This is a genomic window from uncultured Caballeronia sp. (assembly GCF_964243625.1).
In the GTDB taxonomy this organism is placed as follows: domain Bacteria; phylum Pseudomonadota; class Gammaproteobacteria; order Burkholderiales; family Burkholderiaceae; genus Caballeronia.
This window is the reverse complement of sequence record NZ_CAXTGZ010000047.1, coordinates 1-19,192: the sequence shown is the minus strand read 5'-3', so window position 1 is coordinate 19,192 and position 19,192 is coordinate 1. Positions and strand designations below refer to the sequence as shown.

Annotated in this window: 19 protein-coding genes and 1 pseudogene; 5 read left to right on the top strand and 15 right to left on the bottom strand. The window is 59.0% G+C overall.

The features are described from left to right. Together ACFFAR_RS05305 and ACFFAR_RS05300 are read left to right on the top strand one after the other, a co-directional pair. The coding region (locus ACFFAR_RS05305) for a molybdate ABC transporter substrate-binding protein (RefSeq protein ID WP_375507601.1) at positions 1 to 297 on the top strand (297 nt) is incomplete at its 5' end. Between the two features lie 49 nt (positions 298 to 346). Beyond that, positions 347 to 952, top strand: a complete 606-nt coding sequence (locus ACFFAR_RS05300; RefSeq protein ID WP_375507600.1) for a pyridoxamine 5'-phosphate oxidase family protein — start codon at positions 347 to 349, stop codon at positions 950 to 952. Between the two features lie 84 nt (positions 953 to 1,036). Here the strand turns inward: ACFFAR_RS05300 and ACFFAR_RS05295 are convergent. Beyond that, a pseudogene (locus ACFFAR_RS05295) lies at positions 1,037 to 1,269 on the bottom strand (LLM class flavin-dependent oxidoreductase); the annotation flags it as partial. 121 nt (positions 1,270 to 1,390) lie between these two features. Between ACFFAR_RS05295 and ACFFAR_RS05290 the strand changes: the two are divergent. After that, on the top strand, positions 1,391 to 2,026 hold the full coding sequence (locus tag ACFFAR_RS05290; protein ID WP_375507599.1) for a 2OG-Fe(II) oxygenase: 636 nt from the start codon (positions 1,391 to 1,393) through the stop codon (positions 2,024 to 2,026). A 187-nt stretch (positions 2,027 to 2,213) separates the two neighbouring features. Then, a complete protein-coding gene (locus ACFFAR_RS05285) occupies positions 2,214 to 3,305 on the top strand; it encodes a porin (protein ID WP_075358769.1) in 1,092 nt (363 codons plus the stop codon). Positions 3,306 to 3,320: 15 nt separating this feature from the next. On the opposite strand, the gene ACFFAR_RS05280 is transcribed toward ACFFAR_RS05285, so the two are convergent. From ACFFAR_RS05280 to ACFFAR_RS05240, 9 genes are all read right to left on the bottom strand, one after another. Next, positions 3,321 to 4,457: a hypothetical protein gene (locus tag ACFFAR_RS05280; protein ID WP_174363193.1), complete on the bottom strand. Its 1,137-nt coding sequence runs from the start codon at positions 4,455 to 4,457 to the stop codon at positions 3,321 to 3,323. A gap of 66 nt (positions 4,458 to 4,523) precedes the next feature. Further along, the gene (locus ACFFAR_RS05275) at positions 4,524 to 6,053 is read right to left on the bottom strand and encodes an AMP-binding protein (RefSeq protein WP_174363192.1); all 1,530 of its coding nucleotides are present in this window, start codon (positions 6,051 to 6,053) and stop codon (positions 4,524 to 4,526) included. Beyond that, positions 6,050 to 6,823 (bottom strand): VOC family protein, encoded by a 774-nt coding sequence (locus tag ACFFAR_RS05270; RefSeq protein ID WP_174363191.1) that lies wholly within the window; start codon positions 6,821 to 6,823, stop codon positions 6,050 to 6,052. The genes ACFFAR_RS05275 and ACFFAR_RS05270 overlap by 4 nt, the downstream gene beginning before the upstream one ends. Beyond that, positions 6,823 to 7,254, bottom strand: a complete 432-nt coding sequence (locus ACFFAR_RS05265) for a hotdog fold thioesterase (protein ID WP_174363190.1) — start codon at positions 7,252 to 7,254, stop codon at positions 6,823 to 6,825. Before ACFFAR_RS05265 ends, ACFFAR_RS05270 begins: the two co-directional genes overlap by 1 nt. Before the next feature lie 26 nt (positions 7,255 to 7,280). Then, positions 7,281 to 8,285, bottom strand: coding sequence for a zinc-binding dehydrogenase (locus tag ACFFAR_RS05260; RefSeq protein ID WP_174363196.1), 1,005 nt, complete (start codon positions 8,283 to 8,285; stop codon positions 7,281 to 7,283). Between the two features lie 39 nt (positions 8,286 to 8,324). After that, positions 8,325 to 9,296, bottom strand: a complete 972-nt coding sequence (locus tag ACFFAR_RS05255; RefSeq protein ID WP_231941495.1) for an ABC transporter substrate-binding protein — start codon at positions 9,294 to 9,296, stop codon at positions 8,325 to 8,327. 49 nt (positions 9,297 to 9,345) lie between these two features. Then, positions 9,346 to 10,119 (bottom strand): ABC transporter permease, encoded by a 774-nt coding sequence (locus ACFFAR_RS05250; RefSeq protein WP_375507598.1) that lies wholly within the window; start codon positions 10,117 to 10,119, stop codon positions 9,346 to 9,348. A gap of 3 nt (positions 10,120 to 10,122) precedes the next feature. Then, the gene (locus ACFFAR_RS05245; protein ID WP_174364373.1) at positions 10,123 to 10,863 is read right to left on the bottom strand and encodes an ATP-binding cassette domain-containing protein; all 741 of its coding nucleotides are present in this window, start codon (positions 10,861 to 10,863) and stop codon (positions 10,123 to 10,125) included. After that, positions 10,860 to 11,618: an FCD domain-containing protein gene (locus ACFFAR_RS05240; RefSeq protein WP_174364374.1), complete on the bottom strand. Its 759-nt coding sequence runs from the start codon at positions 11,616 to 11,618 to the stop codon at positions 10,860 to 10,862. Before ACFFAR_RS05240 ends, ACFFAR_RS05245 begins: the two co-directional genes overlap by 4 nt. A 354-nt stretch (positions 11,619 to 11,972) precedes the next feature. Between ACFFAR_RS05240 and ACFFAR_RS05235 the strand changes: the two genes are divergently transcribed. Then, positions 11,973 to 12,293 carry a DUF4148 domain-containing protein gene (locus tag ACFFAR_RS05235; RefSeq protein ID WP_305954615.1) on the top strand — a complete coding sequence of 107 codons (321 nt, stop codon included), beginning with the start codon at positions 11,973 to 11,975 and terminating at the stop codon, positions 12,291 to 12,293. Positions 12,294 to 12,374: 81 nt separating this feature from the next. Here the strand turns inward: ACFFAR_RS05235 and ACFFAR_RS05230 are convergent, their stop codons facing one another. From ACFFAR_RS05230 to ACFFAR_RS05210, 5 genes are all read right to left on the bottom strand, one after another. Continuing rightward, positions 12,375 to 13,055 (bottom strand): FCD domain-containing protein, encoded by a 681-nt coding sequence (locus ACFFAR_RS05230; protein WP_174364375.1) that lies wholly within the window; start codon positions 13,053 to 13,055, stop codon positions 12,375 to 12,377. Between the two features lie 653 nt (positions 13,056 to 13,708). Beyond that, the gene (locus ACFFAR_RS05225; protein WP_174364376.1) at positions 13,709 to 15,019 is read right to left on the bottom strand and encodes a replication protein O; all 1,311 of its coding nucleotides are present in this window, start codon (positions 15,017 to 15,019) and stop codon (positions 13,709 to 13,711) included. Between the two features lie 339 nt (positions 15,020 to 15,358). Further along, positions 15,359 to 16,192 (bottom strand): ParB/RepB/Spo0J family partition protein, encoded by an 834-nt coding sequence (locus ACFFAR_RS05220; RefSeq protein ID WP_375507597.1) that lies wholly within the window; start codon positions 16,190 to 16,192, stop codon positions 15,359 to 15,361. Positions 16,193 to 16,323: 131 nt separating this feature from the next. After that, positions 16,324 to 17,520, bottom strand: coding sequence for a ParA family protein (locus tag ACFFAR_RS05215; protein ID WP_062001265.1), 1,197 nt, complete (start codon positions 17,518 to 17,520; stop codon positions 16,324 to 16,326). A 273-nt stretch (positions 17,521 to 17,793) separates the two neighbouring features. Continuing rightward, on the bottom strand, positions 17,794 to 19,192 hold a 1,399-nt coding region (locus tag ACFFAR_RS05210), incomplete at its 5' end, for a phage integrase family protein (protein ID WP_375507596.1).

Genomic DNA, 19,192 nt, shown 5'->3' with positions numbered 1-19,192 from the left:
GAGGATCAGGTCCGTCCGAAGGCGACCATGGTGCCGAAGATTCCGGTGGCATCGGTGGTCGCGACGGGCGACTATGAAATTGGCTTCCAGCAAGTGAGCGAGTTGTTGCCCGTGCCGGGCGTAACGTTCGTCGGCAAGATTCCCGATTCGGTGCAATCGGTGACGCGCTTCGCGGCCGGCATACCGGCGGGTTCACAGCATCCGGTGGAGGCCCGGGCGCTGCTGCAGTATCTGGCATCGCCCGCCGCGTTGCCTGTCGTGAAGCAGACGGGGCTCGATCCGGTGGCGTCGCATTGATGTCGCACGCGGATGCTAATCTACGGGCGTAAGCATTCAAGGACACGCCATGCTGACGAACGTCGAAGAACTGGAAAGCGTCTACGGAAAACCGAACGAGCGGTCGGTGCGCAAGGAGATCTCGTACATCAGCGAGGACTACGCCGCGTTCATTCTTGCGTCGCCCTTTGTGATGCTGGCGTCGGCGGGAGAAGACGGACTCGATTGTTCGCCCAAAGGCGACGCCATGGGGTTCGTGCGCATTCTCGATCCCCACACGCTCGCCATTCCCGACCGCCCGGGCAATAACCGCATCGATACCCTCAGGAACCTCGTGCAAGACCCGCGCATCGCGCTGCTGTTCCTGGTTCCGGGCGCGGGAGAAATGATGCGCGTGAACGGCCGGGCATCGATTGCGGACGATACCGACCTGCTCGCGTCATTCAGCGTGAACGGCAAACCGCCGCGCACGGTAATCCTGGTGCACGTGGAATCCGTGTATTTCCATTGCTCGAAGGCGGTCGTGCGGTCCGACTTGTGGAACGCGGAAAAGCACGTGAACCGCGCGAGTTTGCCGAGCGCCGGCGCGATGCTGAAGAATGTAAGCGACAGCACCTTCGACGCCGATGCCTATGACCGCGCCCTGCCCGGTCGCCTTAAAACGGACCTCTATTAAGCGGCCGTGAGCTCACGCAAACGCGAATTTGCTGAAGGTCGGGTGCATGACCGTTTCCGGATCGCTGCTCTGCTTCAGGATAGCGCGCAAAAGCGCACTCGCCACGCTGATCCACTCGTGTCCGTAGGCGTAGCGCTCATCATGTTCAGCGAAGCCGATGCCCGCCTTGGCCCGTTCTGGCCGGTTCCACGCGTTCACCAGGTTGAGCGCAAACGGCCGCCGCGGATCTTCTCGATCTGCAGCGCCATTTTCGCCAATCCGACCGGGTGATAGAGCTACGGCTTGATCGCCGTAATGATCTCGATGCGGCTGGTCAGGCATTGCGCGTTGGGAACCAAGGCCGCGGTGTTAATATCCTTCGCCCGGATTCAAGTCCCATGCCGCCCCGGACACGACGTCCGACTTTCCTCCCGCACCTTCGTTTTGATGGAACACGCAGTGACCCGATCGCACTTGGCGACGCTTTCTGATGCGCCCGTGGACGACTTGCATCGAAATATCCTTGATGCCGTTCATCAACATGGCTGGTCAGAGCAGGACTTCTTTTTGCCGCCGGACCTCATGGTCGCACTCGCGCAGGAATGCTCGGCGCTTGCGGCGGCGGGGTCCCTGACGCGTGCGGGTGTGGGCCAGGGCACGGCGAGGTCGCTCCAACCCGATGTCCGCGGCGACCAGATCCGATGGCTGCAGGCGGGGCAGTCCGACGCCTGCGACCAGTATCTGGCGATCATGGAGACGCTGCGCATCGCGTTGAATCGCGAGTTCTTCCTTGGGCTCGACGAATACGAAAGCCACTTCGCGTTCTACCCGCCGGGTGCATCGTACAAGCAGCATCGCGACCGTTTCCGCGATGACGACAGCCGTGTCATATCGGTCGTGGTCTATCTGAATGCGGACTGGCTGCCTGAACACGGCGGCGCATTGCGGCTGCATCCGGAAGGTTCGGGCACGCGCGATATCTTGCCCGGCGCGGGCCGGATCGCGGTGTTCTTGTCCGCCGACATGCTACATGAAGTATTGCCCGCGACGCGCGACAGGTTATCCCTTACAGGCTGGTTTCGACGCCGCGCGTAATCTCGCTCCACGGCAAGCTGCCCGAAGCTTACGATAAGCCTTTTGCGCCGCCGGGAAAGCATCCCGCGCATTCAGCGCGGTCGAAAATGCAAGCTTCGGCGAGCGCGTGTATCCTTCCGTCGAATTGAAGCGGTCGCTACAAAGTGATCTCATAGCAGGCGATCGCTTCCGTACTTCGGAGGAGACGATGAAAAAACTGTGGATCGCAGCCGCTGTCGGTTGCGCCAGTGTCAGCGGCGCACAAGCGCAATCGAGCGTCACGCTGTACGGTCGTATCGATAACGGCGTGGAGTACATGAGCAACGTCGGCGGTCATAGCCGCTGGCGGCTCGCAAGCGGCGAATGGGGCACGGGCCTGTTCGGCCTGAAGGGCTCGGAGGACCTCGGCGGCGGCAACAAGGCCATCTTCAAGCTGGAATCCGGCATCGATACCAGCGACGGCACCGCCGGCGACACCAACGGCCGCTTATACCAACGTTACGCGTTCGTAGGGATTGCCAACGATACCTACGGCACGTTCACACTCGGCCGCATGCTCGCCATATCGAATGGCGTGTGGGACTTCGATCCGTTTGTGCAGCAAGCATGGTCGTCGGCATCACTCGTACGCAGCCGCAACTGGAACAAGACCAGCAACAACATCCAGTATCAATCGCCGAACTGGTATGGCATTGACGTTCTCGGCCAATACTCGCTTGGCAACACCACCAGTTTCAATCAGGGACAAAAGAACGCCGACGGCACCTTTGCCGACTACGGCCGATCCGACGGCATTCAGCTCACCTACACGCGGCAGTACTTCCAGATCCGCGGCATCTTCGACGAAATGCGCGACGCGAATGGCCGGTTCTCCGACCTGTTCCTGTATTCGCGGGAATACATCGCGATGATCAACGCGTATGTAGGCAAGTTCAAACTGCAGGCCGCCTACACGCACATGCATGCGGACGCCACCATTGCGGGCGCCCCGACTTCGGGCGATCACGAATGGGGCGGTGTCACGTATCAATGGACACCGGTGTTCGCGACGACCGCCGCCGTGTTCCATATCAACACCAACGGCGATGCATTGCAGGGCGGCGGACGCGCGACCATGTTCGAAATCGGTACAACCTACAACTTCTCGAAGCGCACCTTCCTGTATGCAACGGCGGCAACTGTGCGCAACAGCAACGGCGCGAATTTTTCGCTGGAAGCGAACAGCCAGACGAGCTCCGACAACCCCACGCCCGGTGGCAATCAGTCCGGGGTTTATGTGGGGATTAACCACTCGTTTTGAGGGATGCGGCGGGGGTCAGCTCGACCCCTCCCCATTTAGCGCGCCATGCTCGCGGATCCACTGCGCAAACGCCTCGTCTTCGAACCGATATTCACCGTGCGCCAGCTTGGTCACGATATTGTCCGCCTGCAGCCGGCGCAGCGAATGCGCAGGCATGTTGACGGGCGGCGCTTCAGGCAGTCCGAGCAAGGCGGCAAGTTGTTCGCGCGCCGCCTGACCATGAAAATCAGAGACCTTGCCATCCGCCATCATGCCGAGCAACGCCCGGTCGGCCGGCAGCAAACCCGTCCATTGACGCCTGAACTGATCGCTGTTGAACACATGTTCCTTCGTGAACTCCAGCGCAGCTTCGGGGCCGTCGAACGGATACGTCAGATGCCGCTCGAGAAAGCGGCGGAAAAATTCAGGCGTGTTATTGAGCTGGTCGAAGGCCGCAACCGCGTGTTTCATCGATAGTTGATGTTTGGTGATCGTATTCACCTTCTTCACCATGAACTGGATGAAATCACGTCCGAGCAACGGAAACGGCTCGAGCGGCGCCCAGTTGAAAAACGGCTCGGATGAGCGACCGAACATGGTTCGAAGCGTCGACTCCGAACTGCCTGCAAAGATTACCTTGAGCCGGTCCTTGCGAACGTCGAGCCCCGCACGCAACGCATGCGCGAAGTTCGAATGCGCCGCAGCGGCGAGAACCTGAGCTTCATCGATGATCAGAAGCAGCGGCTTTGTCTGGGAGTCGAACGCCTTCAGCGCATCAGATAGCAACGTGCCGACAAACTTCTTGTCGTCAGCCGTCATTTCAGCCTCGACCGACGCTTCTCCAAACACCGGAATCTTGCCGCTCGCCTTTAGCTTCCTGACGGGACTATTGGCCTTGCGCGCCAGCTTTGCCCACCAGTTCGGCTCGATAGCGCCATACAGCGCGCCGACCAAAGCGCCAGCCGGTTCCTCGTCGTCGTCCCAAAGGTTCACATACGCAGTCAGATAACCCGCCTGCTTCGCCGCGGGAATCAGATCCTTGATCAGGAATTCCGTCTTCCCCATCCGACGGCGGGCAAACAAGGTCCGTGCGGAGGACAACCCGAGTCCAAACAGGCCGAGATAACCCGCTGCGAGTTCGGGACGAGAAAAGTGCCACTGATCGGGTTTCATATTTTAAACTATATCATCAGATTTTAAATATATCAAAGTCAATGATATAACTTGATAGGCCCCTTCCTAGAGTTCCTTCGCCAGCCGCTTCGCCGCGTCGCGCTTGAGCGCCGCCCGGTCGATCTTGTTCGTGGAGGCCAGCGGAAACGCATCGACGAACCATACTTGCCGCGGATGCTGGTACGCCGGCGCGTGCTCGAGCGCAAACTTCTTCACCGCCTCGGTGCTCAATTGCGCACCTGGTTTGCGCACGATAAACGCAACCGGTTTGGTGCCCTTGATGGCGTCCTCAACAGGAATCACGCTCGCCTGCTGGATCAGCGGATGCCGCTCCAGCATCTTCTCGACGTCACCGGGAAATATGTTTTCGCCGCCCGAAACGAACATGTCGTCGCGTCGTCCGATGAACGTGTAGAAGCCGTTTTCATCGCGGCGAAACACGTCGCTCGTGCGATAAAAGCCATCCGGTGTGATCGGCGGCGCAAGGTCTGCACGATTGTGATATCCGTTCATGAGTCCGGGGCTGCGCATCTCGAGTTCGCCTTCGTCGGCAGGCTGCCCGTTTGTATCGATCAAGCGAAGCTGCACCAGCGGATGCGCCACGCCTATGGCCAGCGGCGGTGTCGGTAAACCGTTTGGATGCGGGCCGAATACAACCGGACCACCTTCGGTCGTACCGTATGCGTTGATCACTTTCGCGTTCGGCAGCAGGGCGTGGATCTGATCGAGCAGCGCGCCGCTGACGGGCGCCGAACCCATGCGCACGTAACGCACCGACGACAAATCCGTCTGCGAAAGGAGATCGCGCTCCTGCAGCATCATCGCGATCATCGGCGGGACGGAGGTGAGCCAGGTGCATCGATACGTATCGATAGCACGAATGTAATTGCGCGCGTTGAAGGCCGGCATCAGCACGGTCGTGGCGCGGGCGGCGAGCGCAAGAAACGCGAGCGCAAGCGCGTTCATGTGATAAAGCGGCGCGGCGATCAATACGCGTTCGTTCTTCAGGGGTTGTGCTTTCAGGCGCGTCTCGACGACCCAGAGATGGCTTGCGTGCGAAAGCACAACGCCCTTCGGCCTGCCTGTCGAACCCGAGGTGTAGAGGAACAGCGCAGCTTCGTTTTCGTGCGGGACAATCGGCTCGAACGGACCGTCATGAGTCTTTGCCTCAGCGATGAACGCATCGAAACCCTGCGCATCATCCGGGTGTTTGAATACGACGCGCGGCAACAACTCTGGTGCATCAGAAAAACGTTTCGGATCACTGAATACAAGGCGTGCGCCGCTGTCGGCAATGACTTCTGCGATCAACGCCCGCGGAAACTTGTAGTTGACCGGCACGGCGACAAGACCCGCGCGCATGATGCCGAGCATGGTCGCGATAAATTCGGCAGAGTTCGCCCCGAGGACCGCAATGCGCTCGCCGCGCGCGTAGTGGCGGCGAAGCGTATGCGCGACGGCGTCTGCGATGGCATCGAGTTCCGCGAACGTGTATTCATCCGCGTTGAATGCTTCGTCAAGGCCGATGATAGCGACGGCGTCCCTGTTTTCATCGTCATGGGCAATCAAAGCACCAAGATTGGTGGGGAACGTCATGGCTTGAATTCCAGCAAGGTATCGAAGCGGGGTAATGCAACGAGCACACGGTCCGCGTCAACCTGAACGGGCAGCCCGGCCGTTTTCGCTTTCTGTTCCAAGGATTGCCACGTCGGCGTACGCACGGTGATCCCCGCATAACGTGGGCCATGTGGCCCACGCGACCCGATGTGCGAGGCCATTGCGCCGAAATGCTCGTCGAAAGTCTTGCGCGTCCAGTACACCAGTTCGAAGCCCGCCGCGATTTCGCCAAGCTGCACATAGGGTTCGGGCGCTGCATCGATCAGATGCAGTGCACTCAGGCTCGTTGCACCGTTCGGATGATGCTGCCATTCATCGCGAAACACGAACTCGGGCGTCAGGTGCTGACAAAAGTAGACGCGGCCGCCATCGAGTTGGCCGGACTTCAGGCGCACCGTAGTAAATCGTGCATCGCCAAGACACTCGACCGGCCTTGAGAACGTCTGCGGCGCAGTGGCCTCGAAGCCCGCCTGTTGCAAGCTCGCGAAGGTCGCGGCGGGATCATCCGTACGAAACACGAGACCGTCCGCGCCTAGTGGACTGTTGAGGATTTCCTCGCGCACGGTCTTGCCGTCGGCGGGCAACCCGATCAGTTCGAGATAGTGATCGCCGAACACGATCGCATGGTTGATCGATCCGAGCGTGTGATATCCGCGCGGCGCGACCGTGAAGCCGAGTTGCTCGAAGACGGTTTGAGCGGCGTCGGTATCGAAGCGCGTGTTGATGACCAGGTGATCGAGCGCAAGCATCACGTTGCCGGCGATGCCGTCACCGTTGAATATGCCCCGCGTCCGCTCGCGACCAGCTTGCCGTCCTTGTCGAAGACTTGCGCCTCGGCAACAGACACTTGCGATCCAAACTTGATCACCTTGCCCTTCACCGTCAGATCGCCCTTGAACGCGGCACGGTGATAGTCCACACGCAAATCGATGGTCGGCACGCCGCGTCCTGTCTTCGATACCAGCGCCCAGTCCGCCGCCAGATCCACGAGCGCCGCGAGAATGCCGCCGTGCGTATAACCCTTGTCGGGGTTCACGACCCATTCTTCGCGCCATGTGGCGGTCAATTCGATCTCGCCTTCACTCACCGATACCACTTTCAGCCCAAGCCATTCGTGGAACGGGCCACGCCGAAGGCGCGCCTCGATTTCCTGCGCACTCGGCAATGTTGTTTCGCTCATGATGTCCTCTCGACTCAACTTTACATTCACGGATTGACGACGACCTTGCCCAACACTTCGCGGTCGCGAATGAGCCGCAAGCCTTCGGCCGCTTCTTCGAGCGGCAAGGTTCGGTCAATGGCCGGCACGAGCTCGCCAGTGGCGATCTGGTCGAGTAGCGCGCGCAGGTTTTCATCATAGAAACTGTTGGAGCCGATGATCTTCAACTCGAAGCTCCAGATGTATCGCAGGTCTTCTGCGGGCGCGTGTCCAGCCGTTGCACCGCATACGAGCAACGTGCCGCCGCGCTTCAGGCACTTGAGCGATGGCACCCATGTGTCGCCGCCGGTGAAATTCACCACTACGTCGACACCGCCGTCGTAGGTGCGCCGCTGCGGCTTTCCGTACTGTCCGATGGCCCACTTCGAGAAGTCCGTAGTCTTGTAGTTGACCGTTTGATCGGCGCCGAGCGCTTTTAGCTGCTCGCACTTCTCGTCGCTGCCCGCGCACGCGATCACTTCTGCGCCCAGTTGCTTCGCGATCAGGATGCAGGCCGTACCCACCCCGCCGCTCGCGCCGAGAATCAGCACCCGGTCGCCGGCTTTCACGGTCTTGTGCGTGACCAGCATGCGGTGCGCCGTGCCATATGCGACCGGCAACGCAGACGCGGCGTCGTAGCTGACGGCGTCGGGCAACGCAATCAGCTGGCCGACAGACACGAGGCAGTATTGCGCCATGCCGCCATCGAGCATCTCGCCCATCAGGCCTTTCTCGGGATACAACGGGTTCACGAGCACGCGATCCCCCGGCTTCCAGCCATCGACGCCCTCGCCCACTTCCGCAATGTCGCCGGCCATATCCAGGCCGATCACGACCGGAAACGGCACCTTGATTCCGGGCATGCCCTTCACGGTGAATACATCGTGATAATTGAACGACGATGCGCGCACGCGGATCACCACATGCCCGGGGGTAGCTTTCGGCACCGGTTTATCCGTGATGACATGCAGTTGATCGAGATCGCCATGCTCGTTCAATACAAGCGCTTTCATGGTCGATGGAATTGCGGTTGTCACAGTGTCTTCTCCACGTTACTGAATTGATTTCGATGCGGCGTAGGGCGCGGTATCGAAGAGATCGGCGGGCAGCGCGCCTTTGATCACGCCACCGTCCACGAAGATCTGATGCTCGCGTTTGAGCGTTTCCAGATCGATAGGCTCGAAGGTCACACGATTGATGTCCGACCAGCGCGCGGCGTACGCTTGTGCGTCCTCGGCCGGCAAGTTCGCGCTCTTCTGCAGGATCGCGGCGACATCGCCCTGATGCGCCGCGCCCCATTGCAACGCAGTGCGCATGCCGGCAATCAGCTTCGCCACGTCCTGCGGATGCTGTTTGAGATAGTCCGCACGGATCGCGCTCACGCCGATATACGGCGTCGCGTCGGACTTCGTGAGCTTCTTCCATTCGCCCCCAAAACTGCCCAGGCGCTTCACCTTCAGCTCCTTCAATTGCGCGATGGTCACGGAGCGCAACGCAGCGGCATCGACTTGTTTTTGCACGAGGAACTGCGCGAGGCGCCCTTCGTTTCCAGGCACGATGGAAAAATCAGTCGGCTTGATGCCGTTGTTGCCCTGAAGGACGGCGGTTGCTATCGATGCAACCGAACTGCCCGGCGGCGACATGCCGACTTTCTTGCCGCGCAAGTCGGCGAGCGACTTGATGGGCGAATCTTCGGGCGCGACGAATTCGACGTCGGCGGGTTGTGTCGCGAGCACGATCTTGAGCGGCACGCCCTCAGCAGCGGTGCTGAAGACGGCCGATGCCGGCGCGGCGAAAGCAAAGTCGATCGCATTCGCGGCCAGTGCGCGATTGGGCGCGTTGACATCGGAGAAATGGACGAATGTCACGTCCAGACCACGTTGCTGCAGGAACTTCTGCGCTTCCAGGACCGCGCCGAAACCGAGGCTTACGCCGCTCGTCCAGTAGCCTATGCGCATGGGTTCCGCGTGCGCCGCCTGCACAGCACCCAATGTCGTGCCTCCAGCGATGACTGCGGAAAGCACCGCTCTCCTGAATAAATCAAAACATTTCATCTTCTCGATCCCCGTTGGTTCAGTTGGTCTTTTTCCATCGAAACAGGCGGCGCTCGAGCGGCTTCAGCACCCCGGCTTCGAGTGCGAGCATCAAGACAACGAGCGTCACGGTCCATGCGAAAACCTGGTCCGTCTGCACGAGATCCGCCGCTTGCCGCAAGCGATATCCAATCCCGTTCGATGACCCGATGGTCTCTGCGACCAGCGACACGCGCCAGCCAAACCCAAACGCGAGACGCGCGCCGGCAAAGAAATGCGGCAGGATGGTCGGCAGAAAGATCTTGCGCATGATCTGCGTCTGCGCCATGCGAAAGCTGCGGGCCAGTTCGACGAGGTTGCCATCCACGGTCAGCGCGCCTTGCCATACATTGGTCAGGATCAGCGGCATGGCGGTCATGAACACAACGAAGATGGTGGTCGCATTCGAGATGCCGAACCAGATGATTGCGAACACGGCCCATATCGCCGATGAAACCGTATTCACGATCGATAGCAGCGGCTCGAGAAAATGCGCGATGCGCGGATTCGATCCGAGCGCAATGCCAAGCGGTGCGCCCACGATCGCCGCCAGCAGGAATCCCCCGACGACCCGATACAGCGTGACGCCGAGGTCATCGAAGAAAGTACCGCTTTGCACGAGCGCAACGAATGCGTGAGCGACTCTCTGCGGCCCGGGCAGCACGAATTGCGGCATGCGCAGCGACGCGAGCCACCAGGCGGCCAGCAGCAGCACGACAAGCGCAACGCGTTGCACAACAGTCGAGGCGAACGAACTCCGTGGGACAGTGGACATAGGTCAGATCAAGAGACGCAATTGGCGGATCGCTTCGGCGACGGCGGGGTCAGTCGCGCTGCGCGGACGCGGCAAGTCGACGTTGACGATCTCGCGCACGCGTCCCGGACGCGGTGCGAGCACCACTACACGGTCCGCAAGGACGATCGCTTCCTCCACGTCGTGCGTGACGAAGAGCACGGTCATGTTTTGCATCGCGTGAATGCGCAGCAATTCTTCATGCATCTGCGTGCGCATGTGCGGATCGAGCTTGGAAAACGGTTCGTCCATCAACAGGATGCGCGGACCGGTGACCAGACTGCGGGCCAATGCGACACGACTGCGCATGCCGCCCGATAGCTGATGCGGATGGGCGTCGGCAAAACCTTGCAGCCCGACGAGATCGAGCACCGCGCTCGCACGCGCGTGGCGTTCGTGCGCGGGGATGGCCGGGACCGCGGCCTCCAGCCCGAACTCAGCGTTTGCGCGTGCCGTGCGCCACGGCAACAAGCGGTCTTCCTGGAACATGTAGGAAAGCGCGTGGCGATCCCTGGTTCCTTCGGTTTCCTTACCGTCTATCCGTAAGTCGCCCGCGCCCGGCTCGATCAATCCTGCAATGATGTTGAGCAGCGTACTCTTGCCGCAACCTGACGTGCCGAGCAACGCGACGATCTCGCTCCGGGCGACATCGAAAGAAACGCCATCCAGTACTTGCAGCGAACCAAAATGCTTGCCTACGCCGCGAAGGGAAATTGCAGCGCTCATCGGCGTAACTCCGCGACCGTGTAGAGCGGCAGAGATGCGCCCGCGCTCGAGAGGCTTGCGTACACCTTCTCCATTGTCATGCTCTGGAACGTCTCGATGTGACGGCGCGCAATCGTCTCGGCGCGGCGTTCATCGCCGGCGACAAACGCGTCGATCATTGCGTTGTGATCGTGTTTGATTTCGGGCTTCGTACCCTGAACGCCAAAACCCAGGGCCACGAGACGCGACATTTCATCGAGCAGGCTTGCCAGCGTCCGATGCAGGCGTTCGTTGCCGCTTGCCGCTGCAATCGCCAGATGAAACTCGCGGTTGGCGTCGAGGAACACATCGATCTGAGCGGACAACGCACGCTCCGGATGTGGCACGCGACACGCAGCTTCCAGGCGTCTCAGCAGTTCCACATCCACCCGGCCACATGCGAGACGCGCAGCCAGCGGCTCGAGTTGAACACGTAGCGCAAACACTTCTTCGACATCTTTCAGCGTGATCGGCGCGATGCGGTATCCCTGCCGCGGCAGCGAGCGCACGAATCCTTCATGTGCGAGGCGCACCAGGGCAATACGGCAGCTCGTCTTGCCGATCTCGTACTCACTCATCAACTGGCTCTCGGTGACCGTCGAACCAGGCATGAGCTTGCAGGAAAGCACGTCGCGGCGGATTCGTTCGTACGCGTCATCACCGCGGGCGATGGGCGTGGCGGATTCAGGCGTGGCGAGAGGAATGGATGCGCGAGTTTTGGGATCGTCGAGGATCATGACCGCCGGATGTGAGCTGCTCACAGCATCGGATTGATGCGTTCATGGAATCATCGTAGGCGCTTGCAGCCGATTTCAAAAACAAGTTATTGAAATAAAGATCTCGAGCATGGATATATCGTGGGAAGCTCAGGGCGCTGCCAAGGTTTGCAGTGAGCGTGTAATTCGCGACGCTAATGCGTCTGTCAGACAGATCGCAGCGTTGCCCGACCCGCAACAGAGACCCGCCAAAGACCTTCGCCAAGCCGCCAATGTTGCCCTTTTTCGCTTAAATCATTTAAGGCATTTAAGCGAGTGCTGAGCTGGCCTGCTGTTTGCATATACCTCTACAACAACATTTAAAGGAGGTCGATCATGATCAAGTCACTAATTCCCGCAGTTGTAATTGCATCCGCGCTGGCTGCGCCGGCATTGGCATTTGCTCAGGACAACACACAAGTCACACGTTCAGCCGTAAAAAGCGATCTGCAGCAAATGGAACAGGCGGGTTACACCCCCGCCGAGGACCGCACGACATATCCTGCCAAGACGCAAGCCGCCGAGCAGCGTGTACAGGACGAGCGTGGTGTGGCAGCGACGTCTTACGGTCCGTCCATGAGCGGCACGTCAGCATCTGGCATCCGTGCGCAGACGGGTCCGTCGGACAGCAATCACACGATCTACTTCGGTCATTGAGCCGTATCAGTTGACCGCGCGTGACAAGGGGCCGTTTGCTCTCGAGCAAACGGCCCCTTTCTCTGATCTACAGCCAGGACGCTATTCGGCTTCGCCGTCCGCCTCATCGAGCATGCGCATTGCAGCTTTTTCCGCATTCGACACATGCAAACGCGCCGCAGCTTCCGCCGCGCCTGCATCGCGCGCTTTCAAAGCTTTGAACAATTTATCGATTTCGCGCAGGCTGGTCGGCAAACGGTCGGGATGCATCAGCGACGTTGCGCGCAAGAGATTCACGCGCGAATAGAGAGTCGTGAGGATTTCCTTCACGAGGCCATTGCCGCAATTGTCCAGCAGGACATCGTAGAGTTCGGTCTTCGCCTTGAGCGCGCCGGCCCGGTCCTGCGCCAGCGCCTGCACGCGCAACGCCTTGGCTTTCTCGCCGAACCGAACAATCGCGGCATCGTCCGCAATGCGCGCAAATTCCCCCGCGGCAAAACCTTCCAGCAACCCGCGAATAGCGTAAAGCTCCGTCGCTTCCTGCTTCGACATGATCGCGACAACAGGCCCTTTGTGCGGCACGCTGAGCACAAGCTTCTCCGCTTCGAGCCGTCGCAACGCCTCCCGGACTGACGTTCGGCTCACGCCCAGCGTTTCGCACAACTCGCGTTCGATCAGCCGCGCGCCCGGTGCAAAACGCCCAGACACGATGGCTTGTCGAATCACGTTTTCGACCTGGTGACGCAACGTTTCCGGTCGCACCAAACCTATATCGACTGACATTATTGTCTTCCCGTCTGACAAAGTTCATCGCGCACCATACTCGATCTTCATCCCTTAAAACCGTGTAAAAAGCCAATGTTGAAACATCGTCCGAGCGAAGTAAGAAAAATCATCCCACTTCTGCCCGATATTCCAGTGACCCGGTTCATGTCAGCGTCGGCCCTGAAAAGCTCGTAACCCGCCTTCGATAAACATTCGCCAAGGGGACTGCCCATCATGCGCAGTCCTATAAACCCGATACGTTGCGGGCGATTCACGTCGTCTTCATCGCGTCGTCCCTCTGCTGGTCGGGCGGTTTGACGTGATGACCGCCATTACTCGAAACATGGTTGTCTGACGTTGGTCATTGTATGACTGTCATACAATCAGTCAAGCAGGCATTGGGCGGGGATTCTATTGGTCGACGCGGCTTTTCTTGTGCAGTTGATTTCCTGGAGGTACTTCTCGGGCCATTTGCCGGATCCATGGAAGAGAAACCTTGTTGAGTTCCTTGGTTACTATTTTTCTGTTTTCGGCTGTTCGTCATTAATCGATTCACTTTCGTTTTTAAGCCATGCCATCGACCTGCGAGGGTTCATGGCGAGACAACCTAAATTTATCCACGCTGGCGGCGGTCTTGAAGTCGACAATTTCAAACTGGTGCCGGCGTCGGTCTAAACGACCGTTTGAACACCGCACCCTTTCGGCTTAACGGCGCGATTCTGTGATCGATCGTTGTCGGGAAATCCGCCCTTGGCAGCACGAGAGACACCGGCACACGCGGCCCTGAGTGTACGTTTCATTTCGTTGAGTCGGTCGCCGATATCAGCGGTTCGAGTGCGCGGTTGCGCTTCCGCGGTTGCTTCGGTTTGCGCATCCACGGGTCGGATTACGGCATTCGGCCGATTTCGCTGGAAATCTTCAATCTGCTCCAAGGTCGCTTCTTTCAGCGTGTTCGTCCTGATCGCTGCGACAAACGATTCAGCCCACTGGCCGGTTGCAACACGCGGCGAAACTTCTCGATGGTAGTGAACCGAGATCGATTGTGCATCGCTCGAAACTACGATGAGTTTGCTTTCCTCGTTATCGATGAACGTCTTCCCGGCGGATTCACTAACGCTGAGTTCGACCTGTGCCGCGTGCTTGGCTTCGCGCGTTTTGCGTTCATCGGCCGCATGCTTTGCGCGGATCTGATGACTGAAGTCGACAGGCGAGCGCAGCAGTGCCCGCAAGTAACTTATGGGCCGCTTGGCTTGCCTCAGATGGTCCCAGGTTGCTTCAACAACATCGGAAAGCAACTTGGCGTGCGTTTTCGCTTCGCGCATCAGTTTGAAAATCAAAAATTGACGAAAACCCAAGCTCAGCAGGCGTTCGAGGTCGGCAGGGAGGCGTCCTGGTTGTCTCTTTTGATTCTTAGGGAATAGATCCTTATATATAGCTCCGTCTGCCACGCTGACACACGGAGTCTCAAACGTTGAATCCGGTACAGCGGGACGGCTATCCTGCGATTCAGCGGGCTCTTCAGCAGAATCAGTTTCAACGGACGCGGAGATGTATCCCAGGACCATTGCCGAGCGCTCAGTCAAATGAAGATAGGCTCGGCCGAACAAGCCAGCGGTGCCATAGCGTTTCTGGGGAGCGCGTTCAATCAAGCCCGCTGTCTCGAGATCGTCCAGACTCCGGTAGAACGTCCGCATTGATTGCATGGCTCGACCCGTGAGTAATTCTCGGCGAGCGAATATGGATCCGTAGGGGTCGTTGGCATCGACGGTACGCGCGAGCGCAGCTAATACGGCGCGTGCTCGTGCTGGAAGCGTCGGATAATTTGCCGCACGATGCGCTGCCCGGAACACCACCCAGGGAAGGTTCGATTGACCTGCTAGAAATTCATTCAGCGCGATTTGATCGGTACTGACGGAATCGTTGTGAAGTGGGAGAGGGCACACGACCCCCTCGCCAGCAACGGAATGTTGCGCGATAAGCATGTCACACGTCCATTTCTTCAAAATGGAAGAGAAACGCTTGACTGCCGATCGCTATCCGCTACACTTCGAGGTGTTGGGCCTTTATCCGATTCCCGTCGGAGAAGTGCAGCAGTGGGCAAGCGACAGCGAAGCCCGGTTAAATCAAAAGCCTTCGGTTCCCGCCGAAGGCTTTTGTCTTTTGTGTCCCAGATCAGATCATCATTGCTCTCGATCGTTAAGCTAAATCCATGATTAATAAGGCTTCCCTAGTAGGGAGAACCTGAGTTCCCGCTCAGACTCTCCAGGGATTCGCCCTCGTTGTGGCTAACTCGTTGATTTCATTCAGTTCCCTAGTAGGGATCACTGCTTTCCGAGTTCTGCTTCAATAAACACTCGAATCTTTTCTGCCCATTGATCGGCTTCATCTGCGGCGCTTCCGGAAAAGGACACGCCAACAACGCCGTTGCGGGCGGAAATTTGGCAAACCTTCCTGGCGCCGCGTCGAATCACCATGGGTTCATGACGATCGCGAGGGGCGCGATCCGCTTTCGTTGCGGCAACTGCCTGTGCTTGCGTGAAAGTGTTGTCGCTAACTAACCGCTCGATTGCCGCTTTCACCTTGTCTTCGCGACCCTCTGCAACCGCCTTGGCCATTTGTTCCGCAGCGTTGCTACCCAGGCGCTCCGGACAAGTCGCCAGCAAATCCTTGCTTTCGTTGGGCAGGAGGTCGAACTTCATAATCCGGCCGACGTGCGAATCGCTAATGCCCGCTGCTTTCGCCAGTTCCTCTTTCGTGATTCCGGTGGATTCCTGGAGCGATTTAAAGCCCCAGAATTTCTCGAAGTCCGATAGCGTGGGCGAAAGAAGGTTGGAGAAGAATGCGGCGTACTCGACCATCGAATCGTCGATGTCGAGCACGATGCCGTCGATTTCCGTTCGGCCCAGCTCACGATAAACTGCGGCGCGGTTATGCCCGGCCACGATGTCGTATTCGCCGTCCGGCCGCTCACGAACCGTGATCGGCTGGGCGAGCGGGTACGCCGTCAAGTTGGCTTTGAGCTCGGCGTATTCCGCGCTTGTCAGGCGGCGTCGGCGACCTGGGATTTCATGAAGCTTTTCGAGCGGAAGCTTGCCCGGCGCGCGCTGCTCGAGCGCCCGTTTCAGTTTTTCGATTTCGGCTTGCTGGCTGTGCACGCGACCTTGCAGCCCGATCAGTTGTCCCGGCGCAGTGCGTGGAGCAAGAGGTTCTGAAGGTGTATCCATGCTGTCGTCGTCGAGACGGATGCCTGCGGCCTTTGCCTTTTGTTTCGCTGCTGTAGACATGCTTACTCCTTGTCCCAGAGGTAACAAACCTTGCTGTCGATCAAATCCACAACCTGGTCGTAGGGCACGCGAATGCGCCGTAGCGTCGCCGCGTTGCCGTCGTAATTGGGGAAGTCGTAGACAGTGGAGAAGTCGTTCGTGGTCGTGCGTGCAAGGTCCGTTTCCGGAATCTCTACCGGCAGGACGCGCTCACCGTACGTGGTGATGACCCAGTCACGCACGATCGAGGCGTTGGCCTTGTTGGGCATGCGAGTCACAAGGATGTCGATGAAATCGAACACCTTGGCTTCGTCGGCCGACTCTCCGAACTGCTTCATGCCGGAAACCATGTCGGAGAAAAGCGACCAGAACTGGACCATCGATGCAAACGAAAGCGTGTCTGGCATCACCGGAACGATCACGCCATCAGCGGCAAACAGCGCATTGATGGTGAGATAGCTCAGCGTCGGCGCAGTATCGATGATGATGTAGTCGTATTCATCCTTGAGTTCTTCCAGACCGTCATTCAAAACGTTCCAAAATTTGGCGCTCGGCGACGCATGGACGCGCGCCGGCAGCATGAATTCAGCATTGAACAGGTCAGTGGAGGACGGAATGAGGTCGAGATTTTCCCAATACGTTTGCATTGGAAGGCCCTTCATGCTGAAGCTCTCGCCGCTCACATATGCTTCGATCAAGGGCAGAATGGTCTGGTCGCCATTGATCTCCGCGTGCGGATTGATTCCATACAGCGTGGTCGCACTGCCCTGCGGGTCCATGTCTATATGCAACACGCGACGGCCGTGCCGTAACGACAGGCCCTGCGCAAGCACCATGGATGTCGTGGTCTTGGTTACACCGCCCTTGAAATTGCCAATGGCGATAACCTTGCCTTTTTTGCCCTCCGGACGTTGCCTTGGCTTGCGTTCAGCCCGCACCCATTCAATGGTCTCGGCCAACGTGAACTGGCGTGCAGCGCCCGGCTTTTCTTGCGTCCCTTGCGGAAGCTCACCTTTCTTGATCAGATAGGAGAAGCGGGCTTTATCTATGCCGCACAGTTCCTGAAGCTTGCCGCTCGGAAACACCGGGGCAACCTTCCGCGGAAAAGGTTGAAGCATCTGCGTGCGAATTCGCTCGAGCATTTTCGCGGAACGGGCCGCTAGATTGACGAGATCATCCGGCGTCACCTCTATAGGCGGCGTCGAAAGGTTGATATCCATGTGTTTCTTCCCGGTGGTGCTGGTTCTACCAAAAACGTGGATTCTCCCTTAAAAGGTAGAACCGACGGTAACCGAAGACTAAGAGGTATACGGAGTAAACGCAAGTAAACTTTGCCGCACCTCGACAGCCGGAAAGGCACGCGGGCAATGGGGTTGAGGCGAAAAGATGAGAAACGACTTGAGGGGAAGGGGGCATCGCAAGCCGCTTTAGATCTGCAGAATCAAGGCGAAATGGGTGATTTCCGGGGCGAACGCGGGCAAAAAGGGCGCGATTTACCGGCTTTGATTCGCTCCAACGGCTGCGGCCCTGAGATAAAGCCGCGTGGTCGAGAGGTGCGCATGGCCAAGGCGGTCTTGAATCTCCCGGCAATCCGCGCCTCGTTCGAGCGCATGATGTGAGTGAGTATGCCGGATCCAGTGTGTACTTGGATTGCGAGACTTCGCATCTGCAGATAGGAGAGTGTGCGCCATTCCCGGCTTCTGCCCCAGAAGCAGACGGCGAAAAATCTGTCCGATTCCGTCAGGCGTAAGAGCGCGTCCAGTGCGGAAGTTCGCGAGCAGCGGCGTGTCCGATGCACATTTCGCCGGATTTCCTGGCAGACCACGAGCCTGCAGGCTGGCGATCAGCAAGGCCATGACGGAATCCGGGATTGGGATCCGGCGATCCGAACGGCGTGTTCCGATGATTACCAGATGCCAGCGGTCGCCGCCCGGTTCAAGTGACGTGGCCTGCGTGAGCTGGCCGGTGCTGGCGCCGGCCAGCTCCGCGCGTCGCAATCCTGTCGAGTAAGCCAGGCTCAAGGCCAAAAAATCCCGTAATTCGTGGCCTGAATACAGGACGCGCGTGCTCGCCTGGACTATGGCGCGCCACTGGCTGTGGCTTAGAGACCGTCCGGCGACGTCGATCCGCGGTCCGGTCGTAACCGGTGCGCAGCGCACGAACGGATTGCTTGCCAGATAGCGTTGATTCACGAGCCATTCGCACATCGCGTGCAGAATCGCCCGAGCTGTTTCGCGGCTGCGCTCCGAAAGGCCGCCAATAAACGGGCGCCAGTCAGGGTGCGTCCGCTCGATTTTCCCGCCGCCGACCCATTGGGCGGCAGGCTGTGGATCGGTCAAAAAGGTCTCGATATACTCCGCGCAATCGCGGTTATCGAGTGAAGAAAGCGCCTTTTCTTTCGTGTGAATTGCCCAGAGAAGTAGCCGTTCAGCTTCGCGCCGGTAAGCTCGGACCGTGTGCACACTGCGCTGAACGCTTGTGAGCCACGTGTCGATTGCCTGCAGATCGGTGAGGAATCCGGCATCCGAGGGAGTCTGGTCAGCGCGATTAATGCCCGCCGAGCCGTCCAGTTCGGGCGGGACTTCAAGCGCTTCCAGCGGGACGATGCCGGTTACGCGAGGCCTGGCAAGCGCCGGATCATTGCCGGGCAAGCGTCGACGGGGCGTGACGGCGCGCTTTGAAAGGGTATGACGTAGCGAATCCGCGTGAAGCGAAAGCCAGTCCGAAATGCGCCGCGCCGCCTTGGGGCCGACTCGCTCGACGCCGGTATGCCAGCGATGACCCCGGCGTTCGATAAACCCCAGCAAATCAGCCAGCGTATATATATGTGCGCGTTGCAACCGGTCGGCGATCGCGGGTTCGAGCCAGCTCGATACAGGATGACTGGGCTGC

Bases quoted from the DNA above. Each gene is read 5' to 3' on its own strand.
- ACFFAR_RS05300 (WP_375507600.1), top strand. From the start codon at position 347: ATGCTGACGAACGTCGAAGAACTGGAAAGCGTCTACGGAAAACCGAAC.
- ACFFAR_RS05225 (WP_174364376.1), bottom strand. From the start codon at position 15,019: ATGCTTATCGCGCAACATTCCGTTGCTGGCGAGGGGGTCGTGTGCCCT.
- ACFFAR_RS05265 (WP_174363190.1), bottom strand. From the start codon at position 7,254: ATGAGCGAAACAACATTGCCGAGTGCGCAGGAAATCGAGGCGCGCCTT.
- ACFFAR_RS05230 (WP_174364375.1), bottom strand. From the start codon at position 13,055: ATGTCAGTCGATATAGGTTTGGTGCGACCGGAAACGTTGCGTCACCAG.
- ACFFAR_RS05280 (WP_174363193.1), bottom strand. From the start codon at position 4,457: ATGAAACCCGATCAGTGGCACTTTTCTCGTCCCGAACTCGCAGCGGGT.
- ACFFAR_RS05240 (WP_174364374.1), bottom strand. From the start codon at position 11,618: ATGATCCTCGACGATCCCAAAACTCGCGCATCCATTCCTCTCGCCACG.
- ACFFAR_RS05285 (WP_075358769.1), top strand. From the start codon at position 2,214: ATGAAAAAACTGTGGATCGCAGCCGCTGTCGGTTGCGCCAGTGTCAGC.
- ACFFAR_RS05270 (WP_174363191.1), bottom strand. From the start codon at position 6,823: ATGCTTGCGCTCGATCACCTGGTCATCAACACGCGCTTCGATACCGAC.
- ACFFAR_RS05245 (WP_174364373.1), bottom strand. From the start codon at position 10,863: ATGAGCGCTGCAATTTCCCTTCGCGGCGTAGGCAAGCATTTTGGTTCG.
- ACFFAR_RS05235 (WP_305954615.1), top strand. From the start codon at position 11,973: ATGATCAAGTCACTAATTCCCGCAGTTGTAATTGCATCCGCGCTGGCT.
- ACFFAR_RS05260 (WP_174363196.1), bottom strand. From the start codon at position 8,285: ATGAAAGCGCTTGTATTGAACGAGCATGGCGATCTCGATCAACTGCAT.
- ACFFAR_RS05275 (WP_174363192.1), bottom strand. From the start codon at position 6,053: ATGACGTTCCCCACCAATCTTGGTGCTTTGATTGCCCATGACGATGAA.
- ACFFAR_RS05215 (WP_062001265.1), bottom strand. From the start codon at position 17,520: ATGGATATCAACCTTTCGACGCCGCCTATAGAGGTGACGCCGGATGAT.
- ACFFAR_RS05250 (WP_375507598.1), bottom strand. From the start codon at position 10,119: ATGTCCACTGTCCCACGGAGTTCGTTCGCCTCGACTGTTGTGCAACGC.